The sequence below is a fragment of the Pseudomonas sp. KD5 genome, assembly GCF_012932895.1.
In the GTDB taxonomy this organism is placed as follows: domain Bacteria; phylum Pseudomonadota; class Gammaproteobacteria; order Pseudomonadales; family Pseudomonadaceae; genus Aquipseudomonas.
This window is the reverse complement of record NZ_JDWJ01000006.1, coordinates 65974-91618: the sequence shown is the minus strand read 5'-3', so window position 1 is coordinate 91618 and position 25645 is coordinate 65974. Positions and strand designations below refer to the sequence as shown.

Below are 25645 nucleotides of genomic sequence, written 5' to 3'. Positions count from 1 at the left end.
ATTCAGGTAATGAGGACAAGAACAATGCAACCTGATTTCTGGAATGACAAACGCCCGGCCGGCGTGCCCCTGGATATCGACCTTGGGGCCTATAAGTCGGTGATTGAGGTGTTCGAGCGTTCCTGCAAGAAATTTGCTGACCGCCCGGCATTCAGCAACATGGGCGTGACCCTGACCTACGCTGAGCTGGAACGTCACAGCGCTGCGTTCGCCGGTTACCTGCAAGCCCACACCGACCTGGTGCCGGGGGATCGCATCGCGGTGCAGATGCCCAACGTCCTGCATTACCCGATTGCCGTGTTTGGCGCCTTGCGTGCCGGACTGATCGTGGTCAACACCAACCCGCTGTACACCGCGCGGGAGATGCGTCATCAGTTCAAGGACTCCGGTGCCCGGGCGCTGGTGTACCTGAACGTGTTCGGGCAGAAGGTCCAGGAAGTGCTGCCCGACACTGACATCCAGTACCTGATCGAAGCGAAGATGGGCGACCTGATGCCCACGGCCAAGGGCTGGCTGATCAATACCGTGGTCGCCAAGGTCAAGAAAATGGTCCCGGATTATTCACTGCCCCAGGCCATCTCCTTCAAGAGCGCGCTACGTCTGGGCCGGGGCCTGGGCATCAAACCGCTGAACGTCGGTCTCGACGACATCGCGGTGTTGCAATACACCGGCGGCACCACCGGGCTGGCCAAGGGCGCCATGCTGACCCACGGCAACCTGGTGGCGAACATGCAGCAGGCCCGGGCATGCCTCAGTCAACTGGGTGCCGACGGTCAGCCGCTGCTGCGCGAAGGCCAGGAAGTGATGATCGCGCCGCTGCCGCTGTACCACATCTATGCCTTCACGGCGAACTGCATGTGCATGATGGTGACCGGCAACCACAACGTGCTGATCACCAATCCACGGGACATCAAGGGCTTCATCAAGGAACTGAAGAACTGGCGGTTCTCGGCGCTGCTGGGGCTCAACACGCTGTTTGTCGCGCTGATGGACCATCCCGACTTCAAGACCCTGGATTGCTCCAGCCTCAAACTCACCAACTCCGGCGGCACGGCGCTGGTCAAGGCCACCGCCGAGCGCTGGGAGCAACTCACCGGTTGCCGGATCACCGAAGGTTACGGCCTGACCGAAACCTCGCCAGTGGCCTGTACCAACCCTTACGGTGACAAATCGCGCATCGGCACGGTCGGCCTGCCGGTGCCGGGCACCACCCTGAAAGTGATCAACGATGAAGGCGTCGAGCAGCCGTTGGGCGAGCGCGGCGAACTGTGCATCAAGGGCCCGCAGATCATGAAGGGCTACTGGCAGAAACCCGAAGCCACCGCCGAAGTGCTGGATGCCGACGGCTGGTTCAAGTCGGGCGACATCGGGGTGATCGACCCGGACGGTTTCGTGCGCATTGTCGATCGCAAGAAAGACATGATCATTGTCTCGGGCTTCAACGTGTACCCGAACGAGATCGAAGACGTGGTGATGGCCCACCCGAAAGTCGCCAACTGTGCGGTGATCGGCGTGCCTGACGAGCGTTCGGGGGAGGCGGTGAAATTGTTTGTGGTGGCCCGTGAGTCGGGGGTCAGCCTTGAAGAGCTGAAGGCTTACTGCAAGGAAAACTTCACGGCGTACAAAGTACCCAAGCACATCGTGTTGCGTGAGTCTTTGCCGATGACGCCGGTGGGCAAGATTTTGCGGCGGGAGTTGCGGGATATCGCTTGATCGTTGAATGGCCCGCGCTTTGCGCGGATTGCGGGCAAGCCTCGTTCCCATAGGTTCAGTGGCGTTCATTCTATGAATGACGCGGACAGTAGGGGTGAGGCTTGCCCGCGATGCTTTTCAGACGATGAAAGCCGCGAATTCAGCGGCTTTCAGGGAGGTATAGGATTTTTGCTCTAAAATGACTGCTTGCCATTCTCGAGTCACCAAAGTGACTGTGGAGGCCTATTTAGGCTCTAGTCGGCCCTTGGCAAAGCTGCTACTCTCGGCGCGCTTTGTGACTTCTCGGCCTATGTAAAGCCAGATTCACCAATAGACAAACACCAATAATAATCGCATCAAATGCGGTGTTGAATTCGCGTTGCTGAGGAGTGGGCTTCCATGATCGAAGACTTTTGGAAGGATAAGTACCCAGCTGGAATAGCTGCCGAGATCAATCCAGACGAGTATCCGAATATTCAGGCAGTGTTGAAGCAATCCTGCCAACGCTTCGCTGACAAACCGGCATTCAGCAACCTGGGCAAGACAATCACCTACGGTGAGCTGTACGAATTGTCCGGTGCCTTTGCTGCTTACCTGCAACAGCATACCGATTTGCAGCCGGGCGATCGAATCGCCGTGCAATTGCCCAACGTGTTGCAGTACCCGGTCGCCGTCTTCGGTGCCATCCGCGCCGGGCTGATCGTGGTTAACACCAACCCGCTGTACACCGCGCGGGAAATGGAACACCAATTCAACGACTCCGGTGCCAAAGCCCTGGTCTGCCTGGCCAACATGGCGCATCTGGCACAGACCGTCGTGCCGAAAACCGGCGTCAAGCACGTGATCGTCACTGAAGTGGCCGACCTGCTGCCGCCGCTCAAGCGTCTGCTGATCAACAGCGTGATCAAGTACGTGAAGAAGATGGTCCCGGCGTATCACTTGCCCAAGGCCATCAAATTCAACGATGTGTTGAGCAAAGGCCATGGCCAGCCAGTGGCTGAAGCCAACCCGGCCAGCAGCGACGTGGCGGTGCTGCAATACACCGGCGGCACCACCGGCGTGGCCAAGGGCGCGATGTTGACCCATCGCAACCTGGTGGCGAACATGCTGCAGTGCAAGGCGCTGATGGGCTCCAACCTCAACGAAGGTTGCGAGATCCTGATCACGCCGCTGCCGCTGTACCACATCTATGCCTTCACCTTTCATTGCATGGCGATGATGCTGATCGGCAACCACAACATCCTGATCAGCAACCCGCGCGACTTGCCGGCGATGGTCAAGGAACTGTCGAAGTGGAAGTTCAGCGGTTTCGTCGGCTTGAACACGCTGTTTGTTGCTCTGTGCAACAACGAAGCGTTCCGCAAGCTGGATTTCTCGAACCTGAAAATCACCTTGTCCGGCGGCATGGCCTTGCAACTGGCCGCGGCTGAACGTTGGAAAGCGGTCACCGGCTGCCCGATCTGCGAAGGTTACGGCATGACCGAAACCAGCCCGGTGGCCACGGTGAACCCGAGCCAGAATATCCAGATCGGCACCATCGGCATTCCGGTGCCGTCGACCCGGTGCAAAGTCATCGACGATGCCGGCGTTGAGCAGCCGTTGGGCGGCATCGGTGAACTGTGTGTGAAAGGTCCGCAAGTCATGAAGGGCTACTGGCAGCGTCAGGAAGCCACCGATGAAATACTCGACAGCGAAGGCTGGTTGAAGACCGGTGATATCGCACTGATTCAGCCCGATGGCTACATGCGCATTGTCGATCGCAAGAAAGACATGATCCTGGTCTCCGGTTTCAACGTGTACCCCAACGAACTGGAAGACGTGCTGGCGACCCTGCCGGGCGTGCTGCAATGCGCGGCCATCGGCGTGCCGGACGAGAAGTCGGGGGAGGCGATCAAGATCTTCATCGTTGCCAAACCGGGCGTGACCCTGACCAAGGAACAGGTGATGGAGCACATGCGCGCCAACGTCACCGGCTACAAGGTGCCCAAAGCCGTGGAGTTCCGCGACGCGCTGCCGACTACCAACGTCGGCAAGATCCTGCGCCGCGAGTTGCGCGACGAAGAGCTGAAAAAGCTGGGCGTGAAGAAAGTCAGCGCCTGATCAAACAAAAAGCCCCGCAGATGCGGGGCTTTTTGTTTAAAGCAGTATGAAGTGTGCTTTTGTGGCGAGGGGGCTTGCCCCCGTTCGACTGCGCAGCAGTCGTAAAAGCCGCCAGCGGCCTGATCAGGTGAATCGAGGTGCCTGATTTAGGGGCGCTACGCACCCCAGCGGGAGCAAGCTCCCTCGCCACAGGGGACTCTTTGATGGCTTGAGAGGATTACTGGCGGAACTGCGCGAAATTGACGTTGGTGCCCGCCGGACGCATGTCTTGCAGGTACGAGTCCTTGTCGGCGCTCAGTTCCAGGCTCAGGGCGGCCTTGCGTTTGCCCTGGTTACGCACCACCAGGCCTTCCAGCTTCTCGCGCAGGAACACCGTCGGCACTTTCAGGTGCAGCAGTTCGTCGGTGTCCGGGGTGTGCATCAGCAAGTGAATCCATTCGTACTGACCAATGGCCAGGCGCGCGACCGGAATATCGAACCAGAAAATGTTGCGGTTACGGTTCAATTCGGTGAAATGGCAGTTGTTGACGCCAAGCACGGCACCGCCAAGTTCCTGGTTTCTGCGGGCAATGGCCTGCTTTTTATCGAGTTTCATAACGTTCCTACGGGATTGGATCTTCAGCGCCATGGCCTGAATACGTTGCGCATTCTCGGGGCAAAGCCTGCAAACATAAAGCCTAACCTGCCTGGGGCGATGAAATGTTCTGTTGGGAAATAAATGAAACTCCGCGCAAAGGCTTTCGGTCCACCCTTATGTAACGACTTTCCCCGTTGAAATGTTCTCAGGAGACATACCATGAGCAGCACTGGCGATAAAGTTAAAGGCATGGCAAACGAAGCGGTCGGCAACGTCAAGCAAGGTGTCGGCAAGGCCACCGGTAATGACAAAATGCGCGCCGAAGGCGTCAGGCAGGAACAGAAAGGCGAAGCCCAGCAAGCCATCGGTAAGGTCAAGGATGCTCTTAAAAAAGGTATCGACAAGGCGTGATCCGGCCTTTGACGAGTAACACAAACGGCCATCCGCGGATGGCCGTTTTTGTGTCAGCTTGAACTTGAGCAAGGAAATTGTTTCAAAGTCGCCAAGTAGGCTACTTTGTTGTAGAAAACGGCCCCTGAGTCGCCATGACTTCAACTTTTTTGCGGCGAGACGCTAATGTTTTTCCCGACCATGAAAGGTCTGCCCCTGCATCGCGTGATGATGCGCACGGTCACCGAGTTCGTCGCCGACGAGATGTCGACCTATGCCTCGGCGCTCGCCTATCAGATGCTGTTCTCGCTGTTTCCTTTCATCCTGTTCCTGATTGCCCTGATCGGCTTCCTGCACTTGCCGGACTTCTTCTCCTGGCTGCGCCTGCAATCGGAACTGGTGCTGCCGCCCCAGGCGCTGGAGCAGGTGAACCCGGTGATCGACCAGCTCCAGCAATCCAAGGGTGGTTTGCTCTCGGTGGGTATTGTGATCGCCCTGTGGACCGCGTCCGCTGGTGTGCGGCTGATGATGAGTGCGATGAACGCCGCGTACGACGTGGTTGAAGGCCGTCCGGTGTGGAAGCGTTTTCCGCTGTCGATTTTCTACACCATCGGCATTGCCGGCATGCTGCTGGCCGCCGCTGCGCTGATGGTGCTCGGGCCGCAGGTGATGGCCTGGATCGCTTCGCAAGTGGGCCTTGAAGATTTCATTGTGACCGTCTGGACCATCGCGCGCTGGCCGGTGATCGTGATTCTATTGATGATGGCAGTGGCGCTGATTTACTACGTCATGCCCGACGTCAAACAAGAGTTTCGCTTCATCACCCCGGGTGCGGTGTTGTCCGTGGTGGTCTGGATCGTCGCTTCGCTGGGCTTCGGTCTGTACGTCAAAACCTTCGCCAACTACAACGCCATGTATGGCAGTATCGGCGCGATCATCGTGTTGTTGCTGTACTTCTATATTTCCGCCGCGGTGCTGTTGCTCGGTGCGGAAATGAACGCGGTGATCGAGCACATGTCATCCGAAGGTAAGAAACCCGGTGAAAAGGTGCACGAAGAACCCAAACAGCATGTCTCAGGACTGGGGCGAGATCACTCAATCCAGCCGACCACTGACGAAGTCATAAAATGATCCGTGAAATTCTGAAAATGGGCGATGAACGCCTGCTGCGCATCGCTCCGCCGGTGCCGGCGGAAATGTTCGACAGCCCCGAATTGTGGCAACTGATCGATGACATGTTCCAGACCATGGAAAGCGTCGGCGGGGTCGGCCTGGCCGCGCCGCAGATCGGTGTCGACCTGCAACTGGTGATCTTCGGTTTCGAGCACAGCGAGCGCTATCCGGACGCCGAAGCGGTGCCGCAGACAATTCTGATCAATCCGCTGATCACGCCCTTGAGCCCGACCCTCGAAGAGGGTTTCGAAGGCTGCCTGTCGGTGCCGGGCCTGCGTGGGGCGGTGGATCGCTATCAGCAGATTCGCTATGAAGGCTTTGATCCCAAGGGCGAGCCGATCGTGCGCATTGCCTCGGGATTTCATGCACGGGTGGTGCAGCATGAATGCGATCACCTGATCGGCCGGTTATACCCCTCGCGCATCACCGACTTCAGCAAGTTCGGGTTTACCGAAGTGATGTTCCCGGACCTTGATCCTGCGGCGGACGATTGAATCGCTAAAGGATCGCTGTTCATGCCGGACCTGGTTGCAAACCCATGGCAATCATCGGTTTGCTGCGCGCATAACGGCTCAACCGTTCGGCCAGGGCGTAGGGCAGGGGCGGGTCGAAGGTAAAACCACGACGCTCATAAAAGCCACGCAAATCCGGATGGCAGAACAGCCAGACCGGCTCTTCAAGGTGCTTGACGGCGTGGGCGATCAACGTCGCGGCGATTCCTTGTTCGCGACAGCTCGGGTCGACAAACAGCCCGGTCAGCCAATGCCCGCCGGCCACCGGCCGCAAACACAGCGCCGCGATGATCTCTTCACGTCTTGCGACCCACAATTGAGCGTCTCGCACCGCTTTCATCGACGATTGGTGGGCGCGGTAAAACTTGTTCATCAACGGCCATAACGGCGCGTCGAGCACGGTGTACTGGGTGTTGGGCATGGGCTCGGACAGTCGGTGGGCAGGGCACAGATTATAAAAGAACACGCGCGCCGGGATAGGTGTATACCTGATCTCACATCCCCTGTTAGTGGAGTACGCATCATGTCCAAAGGTATGGAATCAAAGAAAGCCGCGAAGAAAAAACCGGCGAAAACCGCAATTGAAAAACGCGCGGACAAGAAAGCCAAGAAGGTGAATGTGTTCGGCCACTGATCCCGCGTCCATGGAGCCCGAGTCCTCGGGCTCCTGTTTTTTGCGTCTATCGAAATAACCAAACAATCTGCAAGAAATCCCGGCGCCGTAGCACAGAGGGGGACTGGTTCCCGTTCTGAGCAAAGCCATGCCCCATTACTTTGACGCTGCCCATCGTGAAGAAATCGAAACCCTGCGCCAACGTTTCACCGCTCGCACCGAGTGGCCAACCTGGTTGCTGCTGATCGGCGTTTACGTCGGCTGGTTCAGTATTGTGCTGGGCAGTGCCCGGTTGGGGCTCTGGTGGAGCACGTTGTTGCTGATTCCACTGCTGGTGTTGTGGTTGTCGGTGCAGCACGAATTGCTGCACGGTCATCCCACCCGTTGGCCAATGCTGAATAAAGTCCTCGGTTATGCGCCGTTTGCGGTCTGGTATCCCTACACCTTGTACCGCGACAGCCATTTGCTGCATCACCGCGACGAAGACCTGACCATCCCAGGTAGCGACCCGGAAAGCCGTTACCTGAGCGCTGAACAGTGGCAGCGCAGTTCGCTGTTCGAACAGGGCCTGCACTGGCTGAACAAAACCGTGCTGGGGCGCTTGGCCCTCGGTGCGCCACTGGCCTTGCTGGCGCTGGCGCGGGAGGAGCTGCAACGGCTGAAAACGGGTGAGCGCCAAGCCTGGTTGATGTGGCTGAGCCATGGTGCGCTGACGCTGCTGATGCTGGCGTTCATCGCGCGCTACAGCGTGCTTCCGGTTTGGTATTACCTGTCGCTGATCAGCGTGCCGGCGCTGTCGATTGCAATGATTCGCTCCTACTATGAACACCGTCCGCATGCGCAACCGGAGCAACGCACCGTCATCAATGAAGCGGGGTGGCCGTGGCGCTGGTTGTTCCTGAATCTCAATCTGCACCTGGTGCACCACGACTTGCCGGGGCTGCCCTGGTACGACTTGCCACGGGTGTACCGCGCGCGTCGCGAGCAATGGCTGGCGCGCAGTGGCGGGTTTCTGGTGCGGGGTTATGGCCAGTGGGTGCGTTGGCACGGGGTGAGGGCGATTGACAGTCCGCGGCATCCGTTTCATTGATTTTCACTGGTGAAGAAATATTCGATGACACAACACCTCGCTGAATTACTGATGTACGTCGCTCCCGAGCCGATCCACCAAGCCAACGAGCGTTGGCTGTCGCAGATACTCGAACAGCTCGGCAGCACCCGCCTTGATGCCGAAGAACTGTCGCTAATGGACCTTTGGCTATCCCCGCACCTGCTGCTGACCCAAACCTGTGGTTACCCGTTGATGACAGCCTTGCGCGGTCGCGTCCGGGTCATTGGTCGTCCTCGTTATGAACTGCCGGACAGCAGCGGCGGCAACCATTGCAGCCTGTTGCTGACTCGTGCCGATGATCCTCGAAGAACCTTGTCGGCCTTGCGCGGCAGTCGCGGTGTGATCAACGGCGAAGACTCCAACAGTGGCATGAACCTGTTGCGTCACCGACTGGCGCCGTTGCACCGCGACGGGCAGTTTTTTGCCCGTGTCGCCATCAGCGGCAGCCACCGCGAAAGCCTGCGCTGGCTGCGTGACGACCTGGCGGACCTGGCCGCCATCGACAGCGTGTCCTTCGCCTATCTGGCGCAGCACGCCCAGGCAGAAGTCGCTGGCTTGAGAGTATTGGCGCGCACCGCGTTCAGTCCGACGTTGCCGTACATCGCGGCGGCTGACACCACTGATGTGCAGGCTGAACAGCTTCGACAGGTGATGAACCAGACATTGAAGGAACTGCCCGAGGTCGCCGAAACGTTGGGCCTGCAAGAAGTTTTGCCCGCCAGCGAGAGCGACTATCAGATTATTCTCGATTATCAGCGGGACGCCGAAGCGCTGGGGTATGGGCGGTTGCGATGAGGCTTGCCCGCGATAGCGATGTATCAGGCGCCATTCATGTAAATTCATTTATGGAATATAAAAATTCATTTTAAGTATTTTTAATGAATAAGGCTCCTTGCTAGGATCGCGCCACCGGATCACCGGACATTCAGCGACCCCTAACCCAAGGAGCCCCGATGTCCGGCGCCGACGTTTCCCATCGCAACGACGTGGGCGGATTGTTCCGCGCCCACTACACCTGGCTGTGCGCACGTCTGCGCCGATATCTGGGAACCAGTCCCAGTGTCGAAGACATTGCCGCCGAAACCTTTGTGCAATTGCTTGAGTCGCCAGGCCTGACGCCGATTCGCGAACCCCGCGCCTTACTCACCACCATCGCCCAGCGATTGATTTATCAGCTGTGGCGCCGTCGGGATCTGGAGCGCCAACACTTCGAGCAGTTACTGCCGGTTGATCCGATTGGCGGGCCATCGCCTGAAGACCAGGCGCAGTTCTCCCAGACCCTGAAGCACCTGAATCGAACCCTCGATCGCCTGCCGGGCAAGGTCAGGGCAACGTTTCTGTTGTCGCGAGTCGATGGGCTGACCTACCCACAAATCGCCGCCGAACTGGGCATTTCCCAGCGTTCGGTCAGCGTCTACATGACCCGTTCCCAGGCACTGTGCGCGCTGCACAGCGCCAACGAACCCCTGAATCGAACGTCCTTGAACCGAACACCCCAGACCCGGAGGTCCGCATGAGATCGATCAAAACCCTGCTCGGCAGTTCGCTGCTGACCCTGAGCCTTGTGGCTGGCCATGTTCCCGCCGCAGAAAAAGCCACACCCATCCATTTCGGCGACATCACTTGGGAAAGCGGCAGCCTGATCACCGAGATCCTGCGGCTGATCGTCGAGAAAGGTTATGGCTACCCAACCGACACCTTGCCCGGCAGCACCGTCAGCCTCGAAGCCGCGTTGGCCAAGAACGACATCCAGGTGATCGGCGAAGAGTGGGCCGGGCGCAGTCCGGCCTGGGTCAAGGCGGCATCGGAGGGCAAAGTGTTTGGTTTGGGCGATACCGTCAAAGGCGCCACCGAAGGCTGGTGGGTGCCGGAATACGTGATCAAGGGCGACCCGGAACGCGGCATTAAACCCTTGGCGCCGGAGCTGAAATCCGTCGCCGACCTGGCTCGCTACAAGGACGTATTCCGCGACCCAGAAGACCCAAGCCGCGGACGCTTCCTCAACAGCCCGACCGGCTGGACGTCGGAGATCGTCAACAGCCAGAAACTCAAGGCCTATGACCTGACCGCCAGCTACGTGAACTTCCGCACCGGTTCCGGCGCGGCGCTGGATGCCGAGGTCGCTTCATCGATCCGCCGGGGCAAACCGGTGCTGTTCTACTACTGGTCGCCGACGCCACTGTTGGGCCGCTTCAAATTGGTGAAACTCGAAGAGCCACCGTTCGACGCGCAAGCCTGGAAAACCCTGGCCGATGCCAACAACCCGAACCCCAAGGGCACGCGTTCGATGCCGGCCAGCCTGGCCATCGGTGTGTCGGCACCGTTTAAGGCGCAGTACCCGGACCTGGTGGCGTTCTTCGAAAAGGTCGATTTGCCGATCGATCTGCTGAACCAGACCCTGGGGCAGATGAGCGAAAAACGCCAGCCACCGCGTCAGGTCGCCGAAGCGTTTTTGCGCGATCAGCCGCAGGTGTGGAAGGATTGGGTGCCGGGTGAGGTGGCGAGCAAAGTGAGTGCGAGTTTGTAGTTCAGCTGTATTTGATAGATAGCTATCGCGGGCTTGCCCGCGAAGCGATCTAAAGCCTTACACCAACTCCGCCGCCAACGCCGCTTTCACGCTTGGCCGCTGATCAACCCGCGCCTGAAACCGGGCCAACGCCGGCCAATCATCCAGATCAATCGCAAACAGCCGAGCCCAACGCAACACCGTAAACAGATACGCATCGGCAATGCTGAACCCGCCGGGCATCAAGTAATCCTGCCGCTCCAGCGTCCGGCTCAACACGGCAAAGCGCTTGAACAGTTTCTCTTTGATGAGCGCCTTCACCTCGTCCGCAAACTGCGGATTGAACAGCCAACCCAGCCCGCCATGAATCTCGGTCGAAACGAAGTTCAGCCATTCCTGTAACCGCACCCGCTCGAACGTTCCGCTCGCCGGTGCCAGGTTGGCCTCCGGGTGCAGATCCGCCAGGTACTGCAGGATCGCCGGGCCCTCGGTCAGCACATCGCCGTTATCCAGCTGCAATGCCGCGACGTAGCCTTTGGGGTTAATGGCGAGGAAGTCATCACCGGTGACGGTTTTCTTGCTGCTGTTGTCGACGCGGACCAACTCGAACGGCAGCTCCAGTTCGCGCAGCACGATGTGCGGCGCCAATGAGCAGGCTTGCGGGGCGTAATACAACTTCATGGGCAGGGCTCTGGTTGCGGATTTGCGCCAGTGTCATAGTGCGCGGCACCCTCGGTAAAATTAATCTTTCAGAAAACTGCCATTAGGAAAGCTACTGTCATGATGAACCTGATGCATTGGCGAATGGTGGTGGCGGTGGCCGATACCGGCAACATTACCCGCGCCGCTGAGCGGGTCGGCATGACTCAGTCCGGTGCCAGCCAGGCACTGGCCTTGATCGAAGAAACCCTGGGCGTTCAGCTGTTCAGCCGGGAAAACCGCCAGACCTTGCCGACCGCTATTGGCTTGCCGGTGATCGAACAGGCGCGAACCATGCTCGGTGCCCTGGAAAACATTCGCAGCACCGTCGACGCCGCTAAAGGCATCCAGCGCGGGACGATTCGTCTGGCCAGTTTCCCGATGGTGCTGACGACACTCCTGCCGCCGCTGTTGCGCCAGTTCAATCGGCTGTATCCCGGCATTCAAGTGGTGGCGCTGGAGGTCAGCGACAATGAAGTGGAAACATTGCTCAGTGATGGGCTGGTGGATGTCGGTGTGGCGTTGAACCCGGCACCCGCGCGCAATGCCGGACGTTTGGGGCGTGATGCCTGGGTGGCGGTTTTGCCCGGTGGCCATCCCTTGGCGCGTCGCTCGAATGAAGAGGGCGTCTCACTGGCGGAACTGGCGCAGCAACCCTTTGTGCTGGCCACGGGCGGGTGCTCGACCAATGCCCGCAGCCTGGCGGCTGATGCCGGGTTGCAACTGCTGGATGTGCGGGCCGAGGTGCGTGAGTGGAGCAGTGCGTTCACCTTGGTGCGGGAAAACATCGGCGTGACCGTGGTGCCGGAAATGACCCTGCCGACTCATCGCCAAGGCCTGCGGATAGTGCCGGTGACGCCACGCATCGACCGGGAGTTTGCCTTGGTGGTCGCGCCCGACAAAGAACCTTCGGCGGCGGTGCGGGCGCTGCTGAGGATGCTCGCAGAACATCAGTTATCGGCTGATTCGTCCGGGAACTGAAAAGGAGGGCGATCAACCCTTGCCGCCGAGCGGCAGAGGTCGACCGACCTCAGGCTACAGCGCAAGAACCACGTTGCCCGGATTCTGGAGACGCACCGTCAAGGAAACCCAATGGGAATGTCGAACTCCTGAAATGCATCGTCCACCGGCCTATAACCCAACACCCGGGTAGTTTCACTGAGGTCCAGGCGTTTGAAACGGTTATTGGAGATACCGTGGGCGATCAGGTGTTGCACACCTTCGACCTCCACAGAGAGTTGCAGCAACTGCACTGCATCACGAGGGCTGAGCCATGCACTCAGGTCGCGAGCGTTGGTCAATTCGTGACGGTCCGCAAACTCGAAAGCGCCGATGCGTATGGCAATGCTCGAGAGGTTGTGTTTGGCAGCGTAGAACGCACACAAGGCTTCGCCATAACACTTGCTGACGCCATACAGATTGGCCGGCATCACCTGCATGCCCGGTGTGATCTGCCGGTCCACCGGATAGCCCTCGATGGTCTGCGCGCTGCTGGCGAACACCAATCGTTTACAACCCGCAGCCACGGCGGCTTCGAACAGGTAAGTGGTGGCCAGAATATTGTTGGGCAGTAACTCATCGAAAGAGGCGGTGGCGTGAGGGATGCCGGCCAGATGCACAATGACGTCGATGCCTTTGAGCACTTCGCTTATGGCGGTGAGGTCGGACAGGTCCAGGCGTACAAAGCGATGCGGTGCTTCGACATTGAAGTCGGGCTCGATGCGATCCGTCAGCACGAAGGTGTAGCGGTCCTGCGAAGCTTCAAAAAAGGTTTTGCCGATTCTGCCGCAGGCGCCGGTCAGCAGTACGTTGAGTCCGTTCATGGGGTTCTCTTTTTATGGAAGGGCAGAGGGAGCGGGTTTGGCGTTATGGCACGCCGTTGCAGGCGTGTTCCATGAACCCCGGTCGCAGTGCCAGTCGTTGGCAATAGGCGTCGACGGCGGGATAGTCCGGGCGCTCCATCGGGGTCATCCGCCAGCGGTTGACCGACAAGCCGATGAGGATATCGGCCAGGGTGAACCGAGGTCCGGCGACATACGCACCGGTCGACGCGAGTTGCTGTTCGAGGATGCCCATTTTCGCGTTCCAGCCGCGAACGCCATCGGCGATCCGCTGCGAGTCCTGGAAGTTCGGCAATTGCCGCACCAGCGCAAAAAAGGCGTAGCCCCAGGACGGATTGAGTTCGGTGGCTTGCCAATCCATCCACTGTTCCACGCGAGCGCGCGCCGCCGGCTCGATGGGCAACAGATCGGTGTTTTGGTATTTGCCGGCCAGATAGCGGCAGATGGTGTTGGACTCCCACAGCACGCCGGCTTCGTCGATGAGCACCGGCACCTGTGCGTTTGGGTTGAGCTGGAGAAATTCCGGACTCTGGGTCGAGGCAAAACCGCTGCCCCAGTCTTCCCGTTCGTAGGAAACGCCCAGTTCGTCGCAGGCCCACAGGACCTTTCTGACGTTGATTGACGAGGCCCGACCCAAAATCTTCAGCGCATGTCCCATTGAGCTTCTCCGTTTGCTGTTACAGGTGCCGGGAATCTAGCACGAGCAAAGGGATGATTGCGTATCAGGTGCTCTCGCGCACCTTCAATTCAAACCCCATGTCCTGCACCGGTTTGGCCACCGAATTGCCGGCCATCAAGGTCAGCATCAACTCGGCCGAACGACGGCCAATGGCCTCTCGAGGCGTATTGATGCTACTCAGGCGCGGCACCATGTGTTCGGACATGGGCAGGTCGTTGAAGCCGAGGATCGCCACTTGTTCGGGGATCTTGATCCCGCAGCGCAAGGCTTCGAGCAGTGCGCCTTGGGCCAGGTCATCGTTGCCGAAGAAGATCGCATCGAGGTCCGGATGCGCAGCCAGCAGTTGCAGGAACAGTTCGCCACCGAGGCCGACGGAGGAGGGGCGTGGGGTCAGCACTTCCAGGGCCGGATCATACAATCCGGCTTTTTGCAGCGCCCGGCGGAAACCTTCGCCCCGCAGCAACGTGCGCTGATCCAGTTGCGCTCCGATATAAGCCAGGCGTTTGCGACCACGGGAAAGCAAATGCTCGGCCGCCGTTTCGCCGGCGGCCAGTTGCGAAAAACCGACGCAATTGAGTCCCGCCGCACTGTCCAGTTCCATCATGTAGACGCAGGGAATGTTGCTGGCCTCGATCATCCGCCGCGAACTTTCGGTGCGGTCGAAACCGGTCAGCAGCAAGCCGCGCGGCTGATAAGCCATGTAGTTGCGCAGCAGGTTTTCTTCTTCATCGCGCGAGTAATGGAAGTTACCGATCAGCACTTCGAAGCCCTTTGGTCGCAAAACCTGATGAATGGCTTCCAGCGTGTCGATGAACAGCAGGTTGGATAATGACGGTACCAACACCACGACGGAATGGCTCTGGGCCGAGGCCAGCGCGCGTGCGGCGGGGTTGACCACATAGTTCAACTCGAGGGCAGCTTTCTGGACTTTTTCCACCAGTTCGGTGGCCACCGTGCTGACGCCACGCAGGGCGCGGGAGGCGGTAATCGGGCTGACACCGGCCAGGCGCGCGACTTCGTTGAGGGTAGGACGGCCAGTGGTTCGTGTATTTTTATCGTTTTTAGGGGTATTCATCGGACGGCTTGCCAAACAAAATTCAAGGCACTAAGGTAGCGCTGTCTCGATGCAGCTGCAAATGCGTGAGCGGGGTTTGCCTGATCCTCGCTTTTCGGCATCGAGAACGAACATGCTGCAACCCACAAAAATGACAAGAAGGCGTCGGCAACATCTGCTTTTGCACTAGAGTTTTACGTAGCAAAGGTAGCGCTGTCTGCGCGCTGAGGTGTTACATGAATCATCCCATCACCGCCCTGGTCATCATGGGCGTTGCCGGTTGCGGCAAGACGTGCGTCAGCCAGGCCCTGTGCCAGCTCAGCGGCGCGACCGCCATTGAAGGCGACACTTTCCACCCTGCCGCCAATATCGAAAAGATGAGCGCGGGTATCCCCCTGAACGACGAAGACCGTGCCGGCTGGCTCGACAGCCTGTGCGATGAACTGCGCCGCGTCGATGCCCGTGGCGAGCGCCCGGTGCTGACCTGTTCGGCCCTCAAACACAGTTACCGCGAACGCTTGCGCAGTGCCTTGCCGGGCCTGGGCTTTGTGTTCCTTGAGTTGACCCCTGAAGTCGCCGCCGATCGTGTCTCCCATCGGCCGGGCCACTTCATGCCGTCGACCCTGATCGACAGCCAGTTCGCCACCCTTGAATCGCCCGTTGGTGAGCCCCTGACCCTGGCTCTGGATGCTTCAAGTTACAGCGTCGACGAATTGGCCGCTCAGGCCCACCGCTGGTGGCTCGATCACGGCTTGAAACTCGCCAGTTGAGTTTTGCTGCAAAAGATAGCGCTGTCCTGACGGCTTCTGATTAATCGCTTTAATAACAACAACAAACAGGAGACACCCCCCATGTTTGGCATGTCCCACGAGTCGTTTCTGCTGCTCGATGCAGTGGTCACGGTGATCGGCTTGATTGTCCTGATCACCAAGTTCAAGTTTCACCCGTTCATTGCATTGATCATCGCCGCCGCGTTCCTCGGGCTGACCTCCGGCATGCCGATCGGCACCATCATCAAGGCGTTCCAGGATGGTTTCGGCGGCGTTCTCGGTTTCGTCGGGATCATTCTGGCGCTGGGCACCATGCTCGGCAAAATGATGGCCGAGTCCGGCGGGGCGGATCAGATCGCCCAGACCCTGATTCGGGCCTTCGGCAAGGATAAGGTGCAGTGGGCCATGATGTTCGCGGCCTTCCTGGTCGGCATCCCGCTGTTCTTCGAAATCGGCTTCGTGCTGCTGATCCCGCTGGTGTTCATCGTCGCCCGTCGTACCGGTGTGTCGATCATCAAGATCGGTATCCCGCTGCTGGCCGGTCTGTCCGCCGTGCACGGTCTGGTTCCTCCGCACCCGGGGCCGTTGCTGGCGATCGGCGTGTTCGGTGCCGACATCGGTAAAACCATTCTCTATGGCCTGATCGTTGCGCTGCCAACGGCCATCATCGCCGGTCCGATCTTCGGTACGTTCATTGCCAAGCACATTCCCGGTCATCCGAACCAGGAGCTGGTGGATCAACTGGTGCGCGATGAGGATGCAGGCGATCTGCCGAGCTTCGGCATTACCTTGGTCACCGTGCTGTCGCCTGTGTTCCTGATGCTGCTCAAGACCTTTGCCGATGTGGCGCTGCCGGACGGCAACTTCTTCCGCACTTTCATGGACCTGATCGGTCACCCGATCTCGGCGCTGCTGCTGGCGTTGCTGCTGTCGCTGTACACCTTCGGCTACAAGCAGGGCATCGGTTCGCAACAGATGCTCAAATGGCTGGATTCGAGCCTTGCGCCGACTGCCGCGATCATCCTGATCATCGGTGCCGGTGGTGGCTTCAAGCAGATGCTGGTGACTAGCGGTGTGGGTGATGTGATCGGTCACATGGCGGTGGCGGCTCAGATCTCGCCGATCCTGCTGGCCTGGCTGGTAGCCGCGGTGATTCGCATCGCGACCGGTTCGGCAACCGTGGCGACCATCACTGGCGCCGGCATCGTGGTGCCGGTAGTGGGGATGATTCCGGGTGTGAACCGTGAGCTGCTGGTGCTGGCCACCGGTGCCGGTTCGTTGATCCTGTCCCACGTCAACGACGCCGGTTTCTGGCTGGTGAAGCAGTACTTCAACATGACCGTGGCGGAAACCTTCAAGACCTGGACCGCGATGGAAACCATCCTGTCCGTGGTAGGCCTGGGCTTCATTTTGCTGTTGTCATTGTTCGTCTGACACGAACGGCCAACACAAAAAAACCGCAGCGATGCGGTTTTTTTGTGGGCGACTCCTACAGGGGGTTATTTGGTGACCAACCCATCCGCCCGGAACATCCCGCGAATTCCGCGCACGGCCTGACGAATCCGGTCCTGGTTTTCGATCAGCGCGAAGCGCACATGATCGTCCCCGTACTCACCAAACCCGACACCCGGCGAGACGCAAACCTTGGCCTCGGCCAGCAGTTTCTTGGCGAATTCCAGCGAACCCAAGTGCGCGTAAGCCTCGGGAATCTTGGCCCAGACGTACATCGACGCCTTCGGGTTCTCGACCATCCAGCCCAGTTCATGCAGGCCTTTGACCAGCACGTTGCGACGCTGGCGATACTGTTCGGCAATGTCGCGCACGCATTGCTGATCGCCTTCCAGCGCCGCAATGGCCGCGACCTGCAGCGGGGTGAAGGTGCCGTAGTCGTGGTAGCTCTTGATCCGCGCCAGAGCGTTGACCAGCTCCGGGTTGCCGACCATGAAGCCGATGCGCCAGCCCGCCATGTTGTAGCTCTTGGACAGGGTGAAAAACTCCACCGCGATGTCCTTGGCGCCGGGCACTTGCATGATCGACGGGGCTTTCCAGCCGTCGTAGACGATGTCGGCGTAGGCCAGGTCGTGCACCACCAGAACGTCGTACTGTTTGGCGAGGGCGATCACCCGCTCGAAGAAGTCCAGCTCCACGCACTGGGCAGTGGGGTTGGACGGGAAGCCGAGGATCATCATTTTCGGTTTCGGGATCGAACCGCGAATCGCCCGTTCCAGCTCGGCGAAGAAATCCACGCCAGGGATCAGCGGCACCGACCGCACCTGGGCACCGGCAATCACCGCACCGTAGATGTGAATCGGGTAGCTCGGGTTTGGCACCAGCACGGTGTCGCCCTGGTCGAGGGTGGCCAGCATCAAATGCGCCAGGCCTTCCTTGGAACCGATGGTGACGATGGCTTCGTTTTCCGGGTCGATATCAACCTGGTAGCGATCCTTGTACCAATTGGAAATCGCCCGACGCAGGCGCGGAATCCCTTTGGACGTGGAGTAGCCGTGGGTGTCTTCGCGCTGGGCGACGGTGACCAGTTTTTCCACGATGTGCGGCGGCGTTGCCCCGTCGGGGTTGCCCATGCTCAAGTCGATGATGTCTTCGCCACGACGACGGGCGGCCATCTTCAGCTCGGCAGTGATGTTGAAAACGTAAGGGGGGAGTCGATCTATGCGCGCAAAGCGGCGCGGCGAACCTTGTTCGGCCATTGTTGCCTCGAATAACGTAAGCGCCCGGAACCGTCCGAGCGACGCTGGCCACTGCGGTGGCCTGTGGCGGAATGTAAGGGCAGGTATGGCAAACTGTCCAGCCTCTACGTAAACAAATTTTCCGAAGGAAACGGGTTGATGGAATTTACCAGTGGCTTCCTGCTCAGCCTTTCGCTGTGCCTGGACATCGGCGTGGCCAATATCGCGATGATCACGCTGGCGATGCAGCGCGGCTATTTCCAGGGTTTTGCCCTGGGGCTGGGGACTTGCGTCGGCGACCTGATTTACGCAGTGCTGGCACTGGCCGGCATGACCGTATTGCTGCAATACGAAACCGTGCGTTGGGTGCTGTGGATCGGCGGTTCGGCGCTGTTGATCTACTTTGCGGCGAAGATGATCTATTCGGCGATCCACCACGAGGCGCAATTGGCGGCGACCGCCGAGGTCGGCCAGAACTCCCATCGCAAGGAATTCTTCCGTGGGATTTTTCTCGCCATGTCGTCGCCGAGCGCGATCCTCTGGTTCGCGGCGGTGGGCGGCACGTTGATCGCCCGTTCCGGTGGCGGCGGCACCCTCAGCTCGGCGTTGTTTCTCGGTGGATTTCTCTGCGCGGGAATTCTCTGGTGCGTCGCGCTGTGCTTCGCGGCGAGCCACGGCGGCAAGTTGCTCGGTGACAAACTGCTGCGTTATTCCTATATGGCATCAGCCGCGATCTTCTGCTATTTCGCGGTCTACGTGATTCTATCGGGTTACAACGAGTTTATCGGTGCGCCCACCGCCGGGCAGCTTCCGGGGCTCTGACTGGGCGAATCGGGTTTGGCTTCTATACTCCCAGCCGAACCCACCTTTTTCGTTCCCAGGAGTCGAGTCATGGATGAGCAAAAACGCGTCGAAGTGGCTGAACCTCGCTTCGAACATGGAAACTTCCTGCTGATTGCAGGTTTTCGCGATCGCTTCACCAAAGAGACCATTCAGGACATCCCTGCGCTGTGGGAAAAACTGATCCCGCACATCGGAAACATTCCGGGGCAGAAGGGCGAAGTGACCTACGGTGTTTGCAGCAATTTCGACGGCAACGGCGGTTTCGATTACATGGTCGGGGTCGAAATCCGGAAGCTGGATGACTTTCCGCAGGAAAAGTATCCGTGGATCGAAGTCCTCCCGCGTCAGTACGCGGTGTTCGAACACAAGGGTTCGCTGGATCTGTTGCCGCAGACCATTGATTACATCTACAACACTTGGCTGCCGGCCTCCGAATACAAAGGGCTCAACGCCCCGGAGCTGGAACGCTACAGCGCCGATTTCAATCCCAAGCTCAATACCGGCAAGCTGGAAATCTGCGTCCCGGTCGAAAAGAAAACCTGATGAATAAACGGCAGCGCGAAGCCGCTTCGCGCTGCCGATCACGCCTTACTTGCCCTTGATCCGTCGTGCCCGCAACAGGTCGATCGCCAAAGAAACGAAGCCGAACGTGCTGATGCCCAACAGCATAAGAAGACCGATTTGGACGCTGCTCATGGTGTATTCCCCTCATGGTGACTAGAGACAGGCAACACAAATAGCCCCGGGAGACGCGCAATGAAAGTGCCTATACGAAGGCTTTACGGCACTTGTCGTGATCGATATGAACACCTTATTAATTTATGATCCCAGCCTTTCCCCCCGCCGATTCCGAGCTGCCATGAACACCGTCATCCGCCACGTCATTCCCGCTGACCTGGACCGTTGCTACGCCATCGAAACCGTTGCCTACGAAGGCGACGAAGCCGCCACCCGCGAGAAAATCGCCACCCGCATCGCCACTTGGCCCGAGGGCTTCATCGTCGCCGAAGTGGATGGCGTTGTAGCCGGTTTCGTCAATTCCGGTGCGGCGTTCGAGGTGGAAATGTCGGACGAGGCGTTCAAGGAACTGATCGGCCACGACCCGGCCGGCCCGCATGTGGTGATCATGTCGGTGGTGGTGCATCCGGATTATCAGGGGCAAGGCCTGGCGAAACGCTTGATGGGTGAATTCATCCAGCGCATGCGCGCACTGAACAAGGCAAGCATCCACCTGATGTGCAAAGAGCGGCACATTGCACTGTATGCCGGGTTTGGGTTTGTCTACATCAAGCCTTCGGCGTCCGACCATGGCGGGATGGCGTGGCATGAGATGGTGCTCACCCTCTGATTGATCGTTCCAACGCAGAGCGTGGTAACGACCAATCCTCTAATAGAGACTATCGCGCACCCTGGCCGGTGCTTCCCGGTCATACGTCTCGGCATCGAACTGCCCATCGTTCAGCCGTTTGTGAAACGCCCCTGCCGTCGGCAGGGCAGAGCGGTCGAGGTAGCGCTCGGGGTTCCACAAATCCGAACGAACAATCGCTTTCGAACAATGGAAATACGCCGCTTCCACCGTCACCAGCATTACCGTGCGCGCCGGTTTGCCATTGACAGCAAAACTCTCCAGCAATGCCGGTTCGGCGCTGATCTGCGCCGTGCCGTTGACCCGCAGCGTCTCGCCGATCCCCGGAATGATGAACAGCAGCGATACCCGCGAGTCGAGCACGACATTGCGCAGCGTGTCGATGCGGTTGTTGCCGGGGCGATCCGGGATCGCCAGCGTGCGCTCATCGATGATCCGCACAAAACCCGGCGTATCGCCGCGCGGTGAACCGTCCATGCCGTCGGGGCCGACCGAGCTGATAATCACCAGCGGCGAGGCGCGGACCATCGCCTGATAGTCCTCGTTCAAAAACGGGATCTGCTTGCGCACCGCGCGCTCATGGGGCTGGCCGTAGATCGCTTCCAGTGCTTCGATTGAATTCAACATTCGTTCATCCCTCCATGAATCAGAAAACCAGTCCCATCCGTCGTTCGTAACCGATCCGGCCTTTGTACGCTTCGCCGCTGTCGACAAAACCGTATTTGGCATACAGCGCGATGGCCGATTCATTGTCGGCATCCACCGACAACTCCAGCCCTTTGATCTCCGGCCAGGCCTGGCGCGCAACCTCGGGCAGGGCTTGCAGGCAGGCCTTGCCGTAACCTTTGCCCTGGGCACGGTGATCGACTTGCAGGGCGTGCAGGGTGGCGCTGTGTTCGTCGGCCCAGGCCGGCAGCACCGGCGGGCGCTTGAGCAGCAGGAAGGCCACTGGAACCTCTTCGGCCAGCAGGGCAAAGCCTTTGACGCCTGGGCCCGGTTTGGACAGCAAGGTGTGCAATGCACCGTGGATGTCACCGGAGAATCTGATTTGTTCGGCGTGGATTTCGATGGCCTCGACCTGTTGGCGCTGCAAGGCGTTCAGGCTTTCGTAAGGCACGAGTCGGGCTGTCACTGGAGTGTCCTTTTTCCAACACAAATGAGGCTCGGATTCTAGCGAGTTTGCCTCCATGGATTATTTTTATTTCGGTTGTCGATTTGGCTTTTTGCCAGACGACTAAAGGTGTCTTCAACAAAAAACACGGAGAACCCTCATGAACGCTCAGACACAAATCCATAACCTGATCGAGAACTACCGTCAGGCGGTCATCGCCAAGGACGTGGAAAAGGTCATGGCCCTGTACGCCGACGACATCGTCTCCTTCGATGCCGTCAAAGCCCTGCAATTCAAGGGCAAGGCGGCCTACCGTGCGCATTGGCAGGAATGCATGGAGATGTGCCCCGGCCCGCATATTTTCGAGTTCCATGAAATCAACGTCGTGCCGTCGCAGGAGATCGCTTTCGCTCACTGGCTGGCGCATTGCGGCGGCACCAATGAAAAGGGTGAAACCCAGGCTTGCTGGATGCGCGTCACCGCGTGCTATCGGCAGGAAGCAGGGCTCTGGCAGATCGTCCACGAACACTGGTCGGCTCCGTTCGATATGACCAGCGGCGCGGCGCTGTTCAACCTGGAACCCTGATGGTCGGGCTGTTTATCGGAAAGCAGCGCCAAAGCGCCAATCGACAGCCATAGTTGATCAGTTCGGTCACGGCAAAGCCGCCTGAAATGGAGAGTCCCATGAAGTATTTATGCCTGGTCTACAGCAACGAGCACGAATTGCACTCGATGCCCGAAAGCCCCAACGACGCCGAGTGCATGGCCTATGCCGAGTCGATCCAGGGCAGCGGCCGGATGATCGCCGCCGAAGCGCTGGAGTCGGTGCAGACCGCGACCACCGTGCGCATGCGCAACGGCAAAATGTCGATCACCGACGGCCCGTTCGCTGAAACCAAGGAGCAGTTGGCCGGCTTCTACCTGATCGATGCCAAAGACCTCAATGAAGCCCTCCAGGTCGCCGGTAACATTCCGGCGGCCCGGGTCGGCTGCGTCGAGGTGCGGCCCGTTCGCCAGTTGAATGTCTGAATAACTATCACAACAGGAGTTCTTTTATGAGTGTGCGAACCGTCCAGCGAAAAATGGCCCCAGGCATGCCGGACTGATGCCGGGCGAATCGGTACGGGCGCAAGTCGAGCAGGTTTACCGCGACGAGTCGCGGCGAATCCTGGCGACCCTGATCCGCTTGCTCGGCGATTTCGACCTCGCCGAAGAAGCGCTGCACGAGGCGTTCTTCGTCGCGGTCGAGCGCTGGCAGCGCGACGGTGTGCCGGACAATCCGCGCACCTGGCTGGTGTCCACCGGCCGTTTCAAGGCCATTGATGTGTTGCGCCGGCGCGCGCGTTTTAACGCGTCCCGGCCGTTGTTGATCGCTCAACTGGAGGCGCTGGAGCAGGCCGACTGGAGTGACGAAGACGTGGAAGACGATCGCCTGCGCCTGATCTTCACCTGTTGTCACCCGGCGCTGGCGGCGGACGCTCAAGTGCCGCTGACCCTGCGTGAAGTCTGCGACCTGACCACGGAAGAAATCGCCCGGGCTTTCCTCTCGGCGCCGGCCACCATCGCCCAGCGCATCGTGCGGGCGAAGGCGAAGATCCGTGACGCGAAAATCCCTTACCAAGTGCCCACCCTCACGGAACTGCCCGAGCGTCTCGACAGCGTGTTGCGGGTGATTTACCTGGTGTTCAACGAAGGGTACTCGGCGTCTGTCGGCAGCGAGCTGACCCGTGAAGACCTGACGCGCGAAGCAATTCGTCTCGGTCGGTTGTTGATGGAGTTGTTGCCTGAACCGGAGGTGATGGGGCTACTGGCGCTGATGCTGTTGCATGAGTCCCGGCGTCCGGCCAGGACCTCCGCGAGCGGTGAGCTGATTGTGCTGGATGAACAGGATCGCTCGTTGTGGAACGCCGAGCTGATTGCCGAAGGCTGCGCCTTGATTGAGCGGGCATTGACGACACGGCGCTTCGGACCTTATTGCTTGCAAGCGGCGATTGCCGCGGTGCATGCCGAAGCGCCCTCGGCGGCAGAGACGGACTGGGCGCAGATTGTCGGTCTGTACGATGTGCTGCTGCGGGCGGTGCCGTCGCCGGTGATCGAACTGAACCGCGCGGCGGCGCTGTCCAGGCGCGATGGCCCGCAGGCCGGGCTGACGTTGATCGAAGGGATTCTGGCCCGGGGCGAGTTGCTGGATTACCACCTGGCGCATTCGGCACGGGCAGAGTTTTGCCGGCAGTTGGGAAGGGTGGAAGAGGCGCGAGCGGCGTATCAGCGGGCGCTGGAATTGACACAGCAGGTGCCGGAGCGGCGGTTTATCGAGGGACGGCTCCGGGCGTTGGAGTGATGTGATTTCAATGGCCCCATCGCGGGCAAGCCACGCTCCCACAGTCGAATCGCAAAGGTGTGATCGCCTCAATCCTGTGGGAGCGTGGCTTGCCCGCGATAAGGTCCGCAGGACCTTCATTCCAGCATCTTGCCCAATAACCAACTCCCCGCCGGCCCCGGCGGGTGCAAACGCGACCACAGCGCATCGACGTACACCGGTTTCGGCCAGCCGCGCACTTTCAATTCCACCAACGAACCAGCCCCGAACCGCCCCACCAGCCATCGCGGCAACGGTGCCCAGCCGAACCCGCCCTGAGCCATTTCCAGCAGCATCAGGTAACTCGGCGCCGACCAGACCCGCCCCTTCGCGCGGCTTTCATACGGATTGACGATCGTCGCCAGACGCAGTTCGCGGTGCTGTTGCAGCACGTCCTGATCGATGTCGTTCAGCGTCGCCAATGGGTGCGTGTGGGACACGAACAGGGCGATTTCCGTGCGCTCGTCCACCGTCGAACTGACCAGGTCCGGCGGGTAGCTGTCCTGCATTTCAGCGAAGGCGACGTGCGCGCGGCCGCGTTGTACCAGTGCTACCAGGTCATCGCATTCGGCGATCAGGCATTCAAGTTCCAGGTCTGGATACCGCTGCTCGAAAGCACTGAGCGCCGCTTCGAAACGGTCGGACTGGTAAGTGTCGGAAATCGCCACGGTCAACTTTGGCTCGATGCCTTGGGACAATTGGCTGGCGGTCATTTCCAGACGGCTGGTGGCGGCCAGAATCTCCTCGGCCCGTTGCAGCATGACGTGCCCGGCCGGAGTCAGGCTCGGCTTGCGACTGCTGCGGTCGAAGAGGACAAGGTTCAGGTCGATTTCCAGGCTCGCCACGGCGGCGCTGATGGTCGACTGACTGCGCCCGAGCTTGCGCGCCGCGGCGGAAAACGAGCCTTGGGTCGCGGCCTCTACAAACGCCAGCAACACTTCGTGGGAAGCCATGAACTATCGCCTTGATCGATGGTTATTGGTTATGAAGTATCGGTGTGATGGCAGATCATGGCAACCACAGTCACTCAGGGAGTCTGGCCATGAACGCTAACAAATCCATCACTGAACGAATTCTCCAGGCCATCGGTTTCGAACTGCTGGCGATACTGATCTGTACTCCGCTGCTGGCCTGGGTCATGGACAAACCCATGCTGGAAATGGGCGTGGCAACCATGGCGATTGCAGCCCTTGCCCTGGCCTGGAACGTGGTCTTCAACGGCTTGTTCGACCGCGTGCTCAAACGCTTCGCCATTGTGCGTAACGCCTGGGTGCGCGTGGTGCATGCGCTGTTGTTCGAAGGCGGGCTGGTGGCATTTGGGGTGCCGTTGATTGCCTGGTGGCTGAAGATCAGCCTGTGGCAGGCGTTCCTGCTGGATATCGGCGTGCTGCTGTTTTTCCTGCCGTACACCTACGTGTACCACTGGGGCTACGACGTGGTGCGTGAGCGGCTATTACTGCGCAGGGCTTGCGAAGGCTATTGAATGACCTGTAGGAGCGAGGCTTGCCCGCGAAAGCGGTTTCACAGTCAGAGTCATCGTTGAATGTGAAACCGCTTTCGCG

29 protein-coding genes are annotated in these 25645 nt (G+C 59.5%); 19 read left to right on the top strand and 10 right to left on the bottom strand.

The features are described 5' to 3' along the window. Nucleotides 1-24: 24 nt before the first annotated feature. Both fadD2 and fadD1 read left to right on the top strand, forming a co-directional pair. Nucleotides 25-1713, top strand: a complete 1689-nt coding sequence (gene fadD2 / locus AF70_RS14820; RefSeq protein WP_019581454.1) for a long-chain-fatty-acid--CoA ligase FadD2 — start codon at nucleotides 25-27, stop codon at nucleotides 1711-1713. Nucleotides 1714-2091: 378 nt separating this feature from the next. Beyond that, nucleotides 2092-3792 carry a long-chain-fatty-acid--CoA ligase FadD1 gene (gene fadD1, locus AF70_RS14815; RefSeq protein ID WP_028939404.1) on the top strand — a complete coding sequence of 567 codons (1701 nt, stop codon included), beginning with the start codon at nucleotides 2092-2094 and terminating at the stop codon, nucleotides 3790-3792. Between the two features lie 217 nt (nucleotides 3793-4009). On the opposite strand, the gene AF70_RS14810 is transcribed toward fadD1, so the two are convergent. Then, nucleotides 4010-4387, bottom strand: a complete 378-nt coding sequence (locus AF70_RS14810; protein WP_018926454.1) for a hypothetical protein — start codon at nucleotides 4385-4387, stop codon at nucleotides 4010-4012. A gap of 201 nt (nucleotides 4388-4588) precedes the next feature. Here AF70_RS14810 and AF70_RS14805 point away from each other — a divergent pair, with 201 nt between their 5' ends. From AF70_RS14805 to def, 3 genes are all read left to right on the top strand, one after another. Then, on the top strand, nucleotides 4589-4780 hold the full coding sequence (locus AF70_RS14805; protein WP_018926453.1) for a CsbD family protein: 192 nt from the start codon (nucleotides 4589-4591) through the stop codon (nucleotides 4778-4780). A gap of 165 nt (nucleotides 4781-4945) precedes the next feature. After that, nucleotides 4946-5890 carry a YihY/virulence factor BrkB family protein gene (locus AF70_RS14800; RefSeq protein WP_018926452.1) on the top strand — a complete coding sequence of 315 codons (945 nt, stop codon included), beginning with the start codon at nucleotides 4946-4948 and terminating at the stop codon, nucleotides 5888-5890. Then, nucleotides 5887-6426 carry a peptide deformylase gene (gene def, locus AF70_RS14795; protein WP_018926451.1) on the top strand — a complete coding sequence of 180 codons (540 nt, stop codon included), beginning with the start codon at nucleotides 5887-5889 and terminating at the stop codon, nucleotides 6424-6426. Before AF70_RS14800 ends, def begins: the two co-directional genes overlap by 4 nt. A gap of 19 nt (nucleotides 6427-6445) precedes the next feature. On the opposite strand, the gene AF70_RS14790 is transcribed toward def, so the two are convergent. Next, nucleotides 6446-6865 carry a GNAT family N-acetyltransferase gene (locus AF70_RS14790; RefSeq protein ID WP_028939403.1) on the bottom strand — a complete coding sequence of 140 codons (420 nt, stop codon included), beginning with the start codon at nucleotides 6863-6865 and terminating at the stop codon, nucleotides 6446-6448. A gap of 340 nt (nucleotides 6866-7205) precedes the next feature. Here AF70_RS14790 and AF70_RS14785 point away from each other — a divergent pair, with 340 nt between their 5' ends. The 4 genes from AF70_RS14785 (at nucleotide 7206) to AF70_RS14770 (ending at nucleotide 10695) form a co-directional block, all read left to right on the top strand. After that, on the top strand, nucleotides 7206-8147 hold the full coding sequence (locus AF70_RS14785; RefSeq protein WP_019581451.1) for a fatty acid desaturase: 942 nt from the start codon (nucleotides 7206-7208) through the stop codon (nucleotides 8145-8147). 24 nt (nucleotides 8148-8171) lie between these two features. Next, complete coding sequence (locus AF70_RS14780) at nucleotides 8172-8963, top strand: phosphate/phosphite/phosphonate ABC transporter substrate-binding protein (protein WP_028939402.1); 792 nt, start codon at nucleotides 8172-8174, stop codon at nucleotides 8961-8963. A 158-nt stretch (nucleotides 8964-9121) separates the two neighbouring features. After that, nucleotides 9122-9685, top strand: coding sequence for a sigma-70 family RNA polymerase sigma factor (locus AF70_RS14775; protein WP_028939401.1), 564 nt, complete (start codon nucleotides 9122-9124; stop codon nucleotides 9683-9685). Then, on the top strand, nucleotides 9682-10695 hold the full coding sequence (locus tag AF70_RS14770; RefSeq protein ID WP_028939400.1) for an ABC transporter substrate-binding protein: 1014 nt from the start codon (nucleotides 9682-9684) through the stop codon (nucleotides 10693-10695). Before AF70_RS14775 ends, AF70_RS14770 begins: the two co-directional genes overlap by 4 nt. Nucleotides 10696-10752: 57 nt before the next feature. Here AF70_RS14770 and gstA read toward each other — a convergent pair whose 3' ends face one another. Continuing rightward, entirely contained in the window at nucleotides 10753-11355 is a 603-nt protein-coding gene (gstA, locus tag AF70_RS14765) for a glutathione transferase GstA (RefSeq protein WP_019581448.1), read from the bottom strand. Between the two features lie 99 nt (nucleotides 11356-11454). Between gstA and AF70_RS14760 the strand changes: the two genes are divergently transcribed. Beyond that, complete coding sequence (locus AF70_RS14760) at nucleotides 11455-12354, top strand: LysR family transcriptional regulator (RefSeq protein ID WP_019581447.1); 900 nt, start codon at nucleotides 11455-11457, stop codon at nucleotides 12352-12354. 98 nt (nucleotides 12355-12452) lie between these two features. Here the strand turns inward: AF70_RS14760 and AF70_RS14755 are convergent, their stop codons facing one another. From AF70_RS14755 to AF70_RS14745, 3 genes are all read right to left on the bottom strand, one after another. Continuing rightward, nucleotides 12453-13196, bottom strand: a complete 744-nt coding sequence (locus AF70_RS14755; protein WP_018926442.1) for an NAD(P)-dependent oxidoreductase — start codon at nucleotides 13194-13196, stop codon at nucleotides 12453-12455. A 43-nt stretch (nucleotides 13197-13239) separates the two neighbouring features. Next, nucleotides 13240-13872 (bottom strand): glutathione S-transferase family protein, encoded by a 633-nt coding sequence (locus AF70_RS14750; RefSeq protein WP_028939399.1) that lies wholly within the window; start codon nucleotides 13870-13872, stop codon nucleotides 13240-13242. 64 nt (nucleotides 13873-13936) lie between these two features. Then, nucleotides 13937-14968, bottom strand: coding sequence for a LacI family DNA-binding transcriptional regulator (locus AF70_RS14745; RefSeq protein WP_019581446.1), 1032 nt, complete (start codon nucleotides 14966-14968; stop codon nucleotides 13937-13939). A gap of 215 nt (nucleotides 14969-15183) precedes the next feature. Here AF70_RS14745 and AF70_RS14740 point away from each other — a divergent pair, with 215 nt between their 5' ends. Then, entirely contained in the window at nucleotides 15184-15717 is a 534-nt protein-coding gene (locus AF70_RS14740) for a gluconokinase (protein WP_019581445.1), read from the top strand. An 81-nt stretch (nucleotides 15718-15798) separates the two neighbouring features. Continuing rightward, a complete protein-coding gene (locus AF70_RS14735) occupies nucleotides 15799-17151 on the top strand; it encodes a GntP family permease (protein ID WP_019581444.1) in 1353 nt (450 codons plus the stop codon). 65 nt (nucleotides 17152-17216) lie between these two features. Here the strand turns inward: AF70_RS14735 and alaC are convergent, their stop codons facing one another. Next, nucleotides 17217-18425, bottom strand: a complete 1209-nt coding sequence (alaC, locus tag AF70_RS14730; protein WP_007934798.1) for an alanine transaminase — start codon at nucleotides 18423-18425, stop codon at nucleotides 17217-17219. 138 nt (nucleotides 18426-18563) lie between these two features. On the opposite strand from alaC, the gene AF70_RS14725 reads away from it, so the two are divergent. From AF70_RS14725 to AF70_RS14715, 3 genes are all read left to right on the top strand, one after another. Next, entirely contained in the window at nucleotides 18564-19226 is a 663-nt protein-coding gene (locus AF70_RS14725; RefSeq protein WP_028939398.1) for a LysE family translocator, read from the top strand. Nucleotides 19227-19295: 69 nt separating this feature from the next. After that, nucleotides 19296-19790: a GyrI-like domain-containing protein gene (locus AF70_RS14720; RefSeq protein WP_028939397.1), complete on the top strand. Its 495-nt coding sequence runs from the start codon at nucleotides 19296-19298 to the stop codon at nucleotides 19788-19790. A gap of 316 nt (nucleotides 19791-20106) precedes the next feature. After that, on the top strand, nucleotides 20107-20595 hold the full coding sequence (locus AF70_RS14715) for a GNAT family N-acetyltransferase (RefSeq protein ID WP_018926433.1): 489 nt from the start codon (nucleotides 20107-20109) through the stop codon (nucleotides 20593-20595). 39 nt (nucleotides 20596-20634) lie between these two features. Here the strand turns inward: AF70_RS14715 and AF70_RS14710 are convergent, their stop codons facing one another. Beyond that, complete coding sequence (locus AF70_RS14710; protein WP_028939396.1) at nucleotides 20635-21240, bottom strand: pyridoxamine 5'-phosphate oxidase family protein; 606 nt, start codon at nucleotides 21238-21240, stop codon at nucleotides 20635-20637. Between the two features lie 19 nt (nucleotides 21241-21259). Further along, nucleotides 21260-21745 (bottom strand): N-acetyltransferase, encoded by a 486-nt coding sequence (locus tag AF70_RS14705; RefSeq protein ID WP_028939395.1) that lies wholly within the window; start codon nucleotides 21743-21745, stop codon nucleotides 21260-21262. 139 nt (nucleotides 21746-21884) lie between these two features. Between AF70_RS14705 and AF70_RS14700 the strand changes: the two genes are divergently transcribed. The 3 genes from AF70_RS14700 (at nucleotide 21885) to AF70_RS14690 (ending at nucleotide 24065) form a co-directional block, all read left to right on the top strand. Then, nucleotides 21885-22310 carry a nuclear transport factor 2 family protein gene (locus tag AF70_RS14700; RefSeq protein WP_018926431.1) on the top strand — a complete coding sequence of 142 codons (426 nt, stop codon included), beginning with the start codon at nucleotides 21885-21887 and terminating at the stop codon, nucleotides 22308-22310. A 98-nt stretch (nucleotides 22311-22408) separates the two neighbouring features. Then, nucleotides 22409-22753: a YciI family protein gene (locus tag AF70_RS14695; RefSeq protein ID WP_018926430.1), complete on the top strand. Its 345-nt coding sequence runs from the start codon at nucleotides 22409-22411 to the stop codon at nucleotides 22751-22753. A 76-nt stretch (nucleotides 22754-22829) separates the two neighbouring features. Beyond that, nucleotides 22830-24065 (top strand): RNA polymerase sigma factor, encoded by a 1236-nt coding sequence (locus AF70_RS14690; protein ID WP_028939394.1) that lies wholly within the window; start codon nucleotides 22830-22832, stop codon nucleotides 24063-24065. A gap of 116 nt (nucleotides 24066-24181) precedes the next feature. Here AF70_RS14690 and AF70_RS14685 read toward each other — a convergent pair whose 3' ends face one another. Next, a complete protein-coding gene (locus AF70_RS14685) occupies nucleotides 24182-25036 on the bottom strand; it encodes a LysR family transcriptional regulator (RefSeq protein WP_028939393.1) in 855 nt (284 codons plus the stop codon). An 89-nt stretch (nucleotides 25037-25125) separates the two neighbouring features. Here AF70_RS14685 and AF70_RS14680 point away from each other — a divergent pair, with 89 nt between their 5' ends. Then, nucleotides 25126-25566: a multidrug/biocide efflux PACE transporter gene (locus AF70_RS14680; protein ID WP_028939392.1), complete on the top strand. Its 441-nt coding sequence runs from the start codon at nucleotides 25126-25128 to the stop codon at nucleotides 25564-25566. Nucleotides 25567-25645 lie beyond the last annotated feature (79 nt).

Excerpts from the sequence above, each read along its gene's own strand:
- fadD2 (WP_019581454.1), top strand. The coding sequence starts at position 25 with ATGCAACCTGATTTCTGGAATGACAAACGCCCGGCCGGCGTGCCCCTG.
- fadD1 (WP_028939404.1), top strand. The coding sequence starts at position 2,092 with ATGATCGAAGACTTTTGGAAGGATAAGTACCCAGCTGGAATAGCTGCC.
- AF70_RS14810 (WP_018926454.1), bottom strand. The coding sequence starts at position 4,387 with ATGAAACTCGATAAAAAGCAGGCCATTGCCCGCAGAAACCAGGAACTT.
- AF70_RS14805 (WP_018926453.1), top strand. The coding sequence starts at position 4,589 with ATGAGCAGCACTGGCGATAAAGTTAAAGGCATGGCAAACGAAGCGGTC.
- AF70_RS14800 (WP_018926452.1), top strand. The coding sequence starts at position 4,946 with ATGTTTTTCCCGACCATGAAAGGTCTGCCCCTGCATCGCGTGATGATG.
- def (WP_018926451.1), top strand. The coding sequence starts at position 5,887 with ATGATCCGTGAAATTCTGAAAATGGGCGATGAACGCCTGCTGCGCATC.
- AF70_RS14790 (WP_028939403.1), bottom strand. The coding sequence starts at position 6,865 with ATGCCCAACACCCAGTACACCGTGCTCGACGCGCCGTTATGGCCGTTG.
- AF70_RS14785 (WP_019581451.1), top strand. The coding sequence starts at position 7,206 with ATGCCCCATTACTTTGACGCTGCCCATCGTGAAGAAATCGAAACCCTG.
- AF70_RS14780 (WP_028939402.1), top strand. The coding sequence starts at position 8,172 with ATGACACAACACCTCGCTGAATTACTGATGTACGTCGCTCCCGAGCCG.
- AF70_RS14775 (WP_028939401.1), top strand. The coding sequence starts at position 9,122 with ATGTCCGGCGCCGACGTTTCCCATCGCAACGACGTGGGCGGATTGTTC.
- AF70_RS14770 (WP_028939400.1), top strand. The coding sequence starts at position 9,682 with ATGAGATCGATCAAAACCCTGCTCGGCAGTTCGCTGCTGACCCTGAGC.
- gstA (WP_019581448.1), bottom strand. The coding sequence starts at position 11,355 with ATGAAGTTGTATTACGCCCCGCAAGCCTGCTCATTGGCGCCGCACATC.
- AF70_RS14760 (WP_019581447.1), top strand. The coding sequence starts at position 11,455 with ATGATGAACCTGATGCATTGGCGAATGGTGGTGGCGGTGGCCGATACC.
- AF70_RS14755 (WP_018926442.1), bottom strand. The coding sequence starts at position 13,196 with ATGAACGGACTCAACGTACTGCTGACCGGCGCCTGCGGCAGAATCGGC.
- AF70_RS14750 (WP_028939399.1), bottom strand. The coding sequence starts at position 13,872 with ATGGGACATGCGCTGAAGATTTTGGGTCGGGCCTCGTCAATCAACGTC.
- AF70_RS14745 (WP_019581446.1), bottom strand. The coding sequence starts at position 14,968 with ATGAATACCCCTAAAAACGATAAAAATACACGAACCACTGGCCGTCCT.
- AF70_RS14740 (WP_019581445.1), top strand. The coding sequence starts at position 15,184 with ATGAATCATCCCATCACCGCCCTGGTCATCATGGGCGTTGCCGGTTGC.
- AF70_RS14735 (WP_019581444.1), top strand. The coding sequence starts at position 15,799 with ATGTTTGGCATGTCCCACGAGTCGTTTCTGCTGCTCGATGCAGTGGTC.
- alaC (WP_007934798.1), bottom strand. The coding sequence starts at position 18,425 with ATGGCCGAACAAGGTTCGCCGCGCCGCTTTGCGCGCATAGATCGACTC.
- AF70_RS14725 (WP_028939398.1), top strand. The coding sequence starts at position 18,564 with ATGGAATTTACCAGTGGCTTCCTGCTCAGCCTTTCGCTGTGCCTGGAC.
- AF70_RS14720 (WP_028939397.1), top strand. The coding sequence starts at position 19,296 with ATGGATGAGCAAAAACGCGTCGAAGTGGCTGAACCTCGCTTCGAACAT.
- AF70_RS14715 (WP_018926433.1), top strand. The coding sequence starts at position 20,107 with ATGAACACCGTCATCCGCCACGTCATTCCCGCTGACCTGGACCGTTGC.
- AF70_RS14710 (WP_028939396.1), bottom strand. The coding sequence starts at position 21,240 with ATGTTGAATTCAATCGAAGCACTGGAAGCGATCTACGGCCAGCCCCAT.
- AF70_RS14700 (WP_018926431.1), top strand. The coding sequence starts at position 21,885 with ATGAACGCTCAGACACAAATCCATAACCTGATCGAGAACTACCGTCAG.
- AF70_RS14695 (WP_018926430.1), top strand. The coding sequence starts at position 22,409 with ATGAAGTATTTATGCCTGGTCTACAGCAACGAGCACGAATTGCACTCG.
- AF70_RS14690 (WP_028939394.1), top strand. The coding sequence starts at position 22,830 with ATGCCGGGCGAATCGGTACGGGCGCAAGTCGAGCAGGTTTACCGCGAC.
- AF70_RS14685 (WP_028939393.1), bottom strand. The coding sequence starts at position 25,036 with ATGGCTTCCCACGAAGTGTTGCTGGCGTTTGTAGAGGCCGCGACCCAA.
- AF70_RS14680 (WP_028939392.1), top strand. The coding sequence starts at position 25,126 with ATGAACGCTAACAAATCCATCACTGAACGAATTCTCCAGGCCATCGGT.